Annotated in this window: 6 protein-coding genes; 4 read left to right on the top strand and 2 right to left on the bottom strand. The window is 67.5% G+C overall.

Annotation, left to right across the window (positions count from 1 at the left end):
• Positions 1–573, top strand: a 573-nt coding sequence (locus tag RMO40_RS06035) for a restriction endonuclease (protein ID WP_309717731.1), incomplete at its 5' end; no start/stop codon positions are given.
• A 257-nt stretch (positions 574–830) separates the two neighbouring features.
• Positions 831–1,850: a M14 family zinc carboxypeptidase gene (locus RMO40_RS06030; protein ID WP_309717728.1), complete on the top strand. Its 1,020-nt coding sequence runs from the start codon at positions 831–833 to the stop codon at positions 1,848–1,850.
• Here RMO40_RS06030 and RMO40_RS06025 read toward each other — a convergent pair.
• Positions 1,847–2,446, bottom strand: a complete 600-nt coding sequence (locus RMO40_RS06025) for an NAD(P)H-dependent oxidoreductase (RefSeq protein ID WP_309717725.1) — start codon at positions 2,444–2,446, stop codon at positions 1,847–1,849. The two genes, RMO40_RS06030 and RMO40_RS06025, sit on opposite strands and share 4 nt — an antisense overlap.
• A 110-nt stretch (positions 2,447–2,556) precedes the next feature.
• Between RMO40_RS06025 and RMO40_RS06020 the strand changes: the two genes are divergently transcribed.
• Together RMO40_RS06020 and RMO40_RS06015 are read left to right on the top strand one after the other, a co-directional pair.
• Positions 2,557–3,534 carry a LysR substrate-binding domain-containing protein gene (locus RMO40_RS06020; protein ID WP_309717723.1) on the top strand — a complete coding sequence of 326 codons (978 nt, stop codon included), beginning with the start codon at positions 2,557–2,559 and terminating at the stop codon, positions 3,532–3,534.
• A gap of 89 nt (positions 3,535–3,623) precedes the next feature.
• Complete coding sequence (locus RMO40_RS06015) at positions 3,624–4,148, top strand: LapA family protein (protein WP_309717720.1); 525 nt, start codon at positions 3,624–3,626, stop codon at positions 4,146–4,148.
• Positions 4,149–4,188: 40 nt separating this feature from the next.
• Here the strand turns inward: RMO40_RS06015 and RMO40_RS06010 are convergent.
• Positions 4,189–5,274 (bottom strand): efflux RND transporter permease subunit (locus tag RMO40_RS06010; RefSeq protein WP_309717717.1); only part of this gene is annotated, 1,086 nt, incomplete at its 5' end.

Raw genomic sequence — 5,274 nt, 5'->3', positions numbered from 1 at the left:
CTGCCGGCGGGCGCGGCGCTGATCGAGGGCATGGGCTGGCACGAGTTCGAACGGCTCGCGGCCGAGGGCTTTCGCCAGCGCGGTTATGCCGTCAGCGAAACCGGCGGCGGTGGTGGCCGCGCCGTCGACATGGTGCTCGCGCGCGGCACCGAGCGCTTTCTGGTCGACTGCAAACCCTGGCGCTCGAATGCGGTCGGTGTGGGGCCGCTGCGCGAGCTGCATGCGCTGATGTTGTCGCGCCAGGCGGCGGGCGGCTTCGTGCTGAGCTCGGGGGTGTTCACGCCGGAGGCGCTGCGCTTCAGCGAAGGCCGCAACATCCACCTGATCGACGGCAGCCGCTTGCGCGACCTGTTGCACACCGGCGAAGAAAAGACGCAGCCGGTGATCATCCGCCGCGACGGGCCGTTTCCCGACAGCACGTTGCCGCCTTCGGCCTGGCGGCTGCGCCCCCAGCCTTGCCCCTTGTGTGGCGGGGCGATGGTGGAGCAGCTGCGTTCAAGCGGCCCGCTGGCCGGCCAGCGGGTGCTGAGTTGCGGGCATTACCCGCTGTGCGAGGGCACGCGCGAGGTCTGACGCCACTGCGCCCAGCGTGAGCGACTTGAGGCGATGAACAAGGCGACGAATTCAACGAAGCCCCACAAGACGGCGCCGCCAATGGCGAACACGGTTGCGGCGCTGAGTTTGGGTGACATGGCGGGCCCCGTTGGGTGAACGTGTCTCGACACCGTAGACGCCGGCCATGACGGTTTGATGTCAGCCTGGGCCAGGCCCGCCGGGTGAACTGTCACGTGCGTGGCGTAGGCTCGGCCGCGCCGTTATTGCCGTGCCGCGTGAGCCTTCCCACCCTTCCCCAACTGCTGGATCTGCAAAAGCTCGTCGACCTCGGCGGGCCGCACCTGCAACGGCGCCTGGTGTGCGAGGTGCAGGCCGCTGGCGTGAGCTACCCGGTGCACGTGATCACGCTCGGCAACCCCAGCCTCGATGTGCCGGCGATCGGCTTTTTTGGCGGTGTGCACGGCCTGGAGCGCATTGGCGCGGAGGTGGTGCTGGCGTTCTTGCGCAACCTGGTGATGCGCCTGCCCTGGGACGGCGTGTTGCACCGCCAGCTTGAATCACTGCGCCTGGTGTTCATGCCGGTGGTGAACCCGGCCGGCATGGCGCGTGGCACGCGGGCCAATGCGCGCGGGGTCGACCTGATGCGCAATGCACCGCTCGACGCGGTGGCGCGCGTGCCCTTCCTGATCGGCGGCCAGCGCCTGAGCGCCGCCTTGCCCTGGTACCGTGGCGCGCTCGACGAGCCGATGGAGCCCGAAGCCCAGGCGCTGTGCCAGGTGGTCGACGAGGAGCTGCTCAGCCGCAGTTTCAGCCTGGCGGTGGACTGCCATTCGGGCTTTGGCCTGCGCGACCGCATCTGGTTTCCGCATGCCCACACCACCGAGCCGATCGATCACTTGCCCGAGCTGATGGCGCTCAAGCACATCCTCGACCAGACGCTCACCCACCACCGTTATGTGATCGAGCCGCAAAGCCGCCAGTACCTCACCCACGGTGACCTGTGGGACCACCTTTACCTGCGTGCCTGCACGCAGCCCGGCCGCACCTTCTTGCCGCTGACGCTGGAGATGGGTTCGTGGCTGTGGGTGAAGAAAAACCCGCGCCAGCTGTTTTCACGCCACGGCATCTTCAACCCGCTGATCGAACACCGCCAGCAGCGGGTGCTGCGCACCCACGTCGGCTGGCTCGACTTCATGGCGCGGGCGGCCTGCAGCCACCGGCGCTGGGCGCCGCTGGACGAGGCGGCGCGCGCTGGTCTGCGCGCGCAGGCACTCGCCCATTGGTACGCCGCTTAGGCGAGCACGTCCTCGATCTGAGCCTCGGCGGACGCGAGCGCCTTCTGCTCGGCCTCCGGCCCCATCGCCAGACCTTCGGCATAGATGAACTGGACGTCGGTCATGCCCAGGAAGGCCAGCACCGTCTTCAGGTATGGCACCTGGGTGTCGGCCGGTGTGTCGCGGTACAGGCCGCCACGGGCCAGCGCCACGTAGACCTTCTTGCCTTGCAACAGGCCAACCGGGCCCTTGTCGGTGTATTTGAAGGTGACACCGGTGCGGGCGATGGCGTCGATCCAGTTCTTCAAGGCGGCCGGCACGCCGAAGTTGTACATCGGCACGCCCAGCACCAGCACGTCGGCAGCCTGCACTTCCGCGATCAGCACGTCGTCTTGCGCCACGCGGGCGTTTTGGGCGTCGCTGCGCTGGGCGGCCGGGGTGAACAGCGCTTGCAGCGCGGCTTCGTCCAGCGCCGGGTGCGGGCTGCGGCCCAGGTCACGCAAAGTCAGTGCTGACTCTGGGTGGGCGGCCGTCAGGCGCTCGACGATGTCGGCGGCCAGGCGAGAAGAGTGAGAGCCCACGGTGCGCGAGCTGGAGTTGATTTGCAGGATGTTCATGGTGGCGTCCTCAGAGTTCGGTTGCGATGGGGTCAATGTAGTTATCCCGTAAACAATCCGGAAGCCGTCAGAATGGATAACATTGTTCCACCTACGGAACGATGACCGCCATGAACCAACTCGAACCCAACGACCTGCTGCTTTTTGCCCGCGTGGTCGACGAAGGCAGCTTCAGCCGCGCCGGCGAGCGCCTGGGCTTGCCCAAATCGACTGTGTCGCGCCGCATGGCAGCGCTGGAAACCCAGCTGGGTGAGCGCCTGCTTCTGCGCACCACCCGCAAACTGAACCTCACCGACTTCGGCCACAGCGTGCTGGAGCACGCCCGCCACGTGGCCGACGAGGTCGAGGCGGCAGCCCAGTTGGCCCAGCACCGGCAGGTGCAGCCGAGCGGGCGGCTGCGGGTGTCGATGCCGGGCGACTTTGCGACGGTGGTCCTCGGGCGGGTGCTGTCCGACTTCATCGCGCGTTACCCGGCGATCTCGCTGGAGCTCGACTTGTCGCCACGCCGGGTCGACCTGATCGGCGAAAACTTCGATGTGGCGCTGCGCATGGGTGACTTGCCCGACGACGCAACGCTGGCCGCGCGGCGCATGGCCACGTTTTCACATGGGCTCTATGCCGCGCCCAGCTACCTGCAAAAGCGCGGCGTGCCGCCCGAGCCCGAGGCGCTGATGGAGCACGACAGCCTGCACATCCTCACGCAAAGCGGCGAGCCGCTGGTCTGGCGGTTGACACGCGGCGAGCAGCAGTGGGAAGGCGTGCCGCCGGTGCGGGCGAAAGCCAACTCGCCTGAGCTTCTGATCCGCCTGGCTCGCGCCGGGGCGGGCATCGCGGCGGTCAACGACCACTTTGCCGAGCCTTATGTGCAAAGCGGGGAGCTGATGCCCTTGCTGGTGGACTGGACCCTGCCCAGCACGCCGGCCTGGGCGGTGTTCCCGGGGCGGCGGCTGATGCCCGCGCGCACGCGGGTGTTTCTGGACGCGCTGCAGGCCGAGTTCAGCGGGCCGCGTTGCCAGGCGGCGCAGGCGCGCGAAGAGAGCCAGCGACAAGCGCGAATCCGCGGTCTGCAGGGCAGCACAACGGGCTGATACGCGGCAAAACGCGGGGCTGTCCTACAGCGTTCGCAGCGGCGCGGCTCTAGTCTTGGGGTTCACCTGACCTCGAAGGAGAACCCCCCATGGTTCGCGCACTGACACTTTTTGCTGTTCTCGTCCTGATCGGCCTGTTCGCGCTGATCAACTGGCCGGCCTTCACGGCGCTCACGCCGATCTCGCTGGTGTTCACCACCGTGCAGGCACCGCTCGGTTTGATCATGCTGGGGCTGGCGTTTTTCTTGAGCCTGCTGTTCACCATGTGGGCCATCTCGATACAGGCTGGCACGCTCCAGGAAACCCGCCGCCACACCAAGGAGTTGCAAGCGCAGCGTGAGCTGGCCGACACCGCCGAAGCCTCGCGCTTCACCGAGCTGCGGTCCTTCCTGACGACCGAGCTGGCGCGGGTGGCGCAAGCCAGCACCGACGGCCACACCGAGCTGCTCAAGCGCATGAACCACATGGAAGGTGCGATGCGCCTCACGCTGGAAGAAAACAGCAACGCCGTGGCCGCCATCGTCGGCGAGCTCGAAGACCGCCTGGAGCGTGGGGACGTGCCGCCGCCGGAGCTGACGACCCGTGGCGACGGCATTCCGCCGTTGCGACGCTGACCGCCCGTCATTTCCGCCTGCGCGGGAATGACGTTGTGGCTTATTTGCCTTCGCTCGCGTCGGCCGCCATCGGCAGCGCCGGCGCGGCCGACTGCTCGTGGTGCCTCCGCTTGAGGTGTCGCGACACCCATTGCTCCACGTCGTCCACATAGGTGAACACCACCGGAATCACCAGCAGGCTCAGGAAGGTGGAGGTGATCAAGCCGCCGATCACCACAATGGCCATCGGCGAGCGGAAGCTCGGGTCGACGCCCAGGCCAATGGCGATCGGCATCATGCCGGCGCCCATCGCGATGGTGGTCATGACGATCGGGCGGGCGCGCTTGTGGCAGGCGTCGAGCAGGGCGTCCCAGCGGTTCAGGCCGTGGTCACGCCGCGCGAGGATCACGTAGTCGATCAGCAGGATCGAGTTTTTGGTCGCAATCCCCATCAGCATGATCAAGCCGATCATCGAAGGCATCGACACGGCGGTCCCCGTGAGAAAGAGCGCGAGGAAGGCGCCGGGGATCGACAGCACCAGCGCGACCAGGATGGTCACCGGCTGCACAAAATCCTTGAACAGCAGCACCAGCACGATGTAGATGCACAGCACGCCGGTCAACATGGCCAGGCCGAAGCTGGCGAACAGGTCGGCCATGGCCTCGGCGTCACCCACCGAGGTCTGGATCACACCGGCTGGCAGGTTCTTGAGGCTGGGCAGGGCGAGCGCTGCCGCTTCCACCGCACCGAGCGGCTGCTGGTTCAACTCGATCTCGAAATTGATGTTGCGCAGACGGTCGTAGCGCGCGATCTCGGCCGGGCCGCTGGCGATCTCGAGCGTGGCCACGTTGGACAAAGGCACCGGCCCGCGCGCGCCGGGCACCGGCAGGCGAGACAGCACCTCGATGTCTTGACGGCCGTTGTCGGCCAGCTTCACCACCACCGGCACCTGGCGCTGGCTGAGGTTCATCTTGGCCAGGCCCTGGTCGTAGTCGCCCGCGGTGGCGATGCGCAGCGTGTCGGCAATCGCGGCCGAGGTGACGCCCAGGTCGGCGGCGCGCGCAAAGTCGGGCCGCACGATCAGCTCGGGGCGCACCAGGCTCGCGGTGGAGGTCACCGCGCCGATGTTCGGGATGGTGCGCAACTC

Source organism: Rhizobacter sp. (assembly GCF_031412075.1).
Taxonomy (GTDB): Bacteria; Pseudomonadota; Gammaproteobacteria; order Burkholderiales; family Burkholderiaceae_C; genus Rhizobacter.
This window is presented reverse-complemented; position numbering and strand designations above follow the sequence as displayed.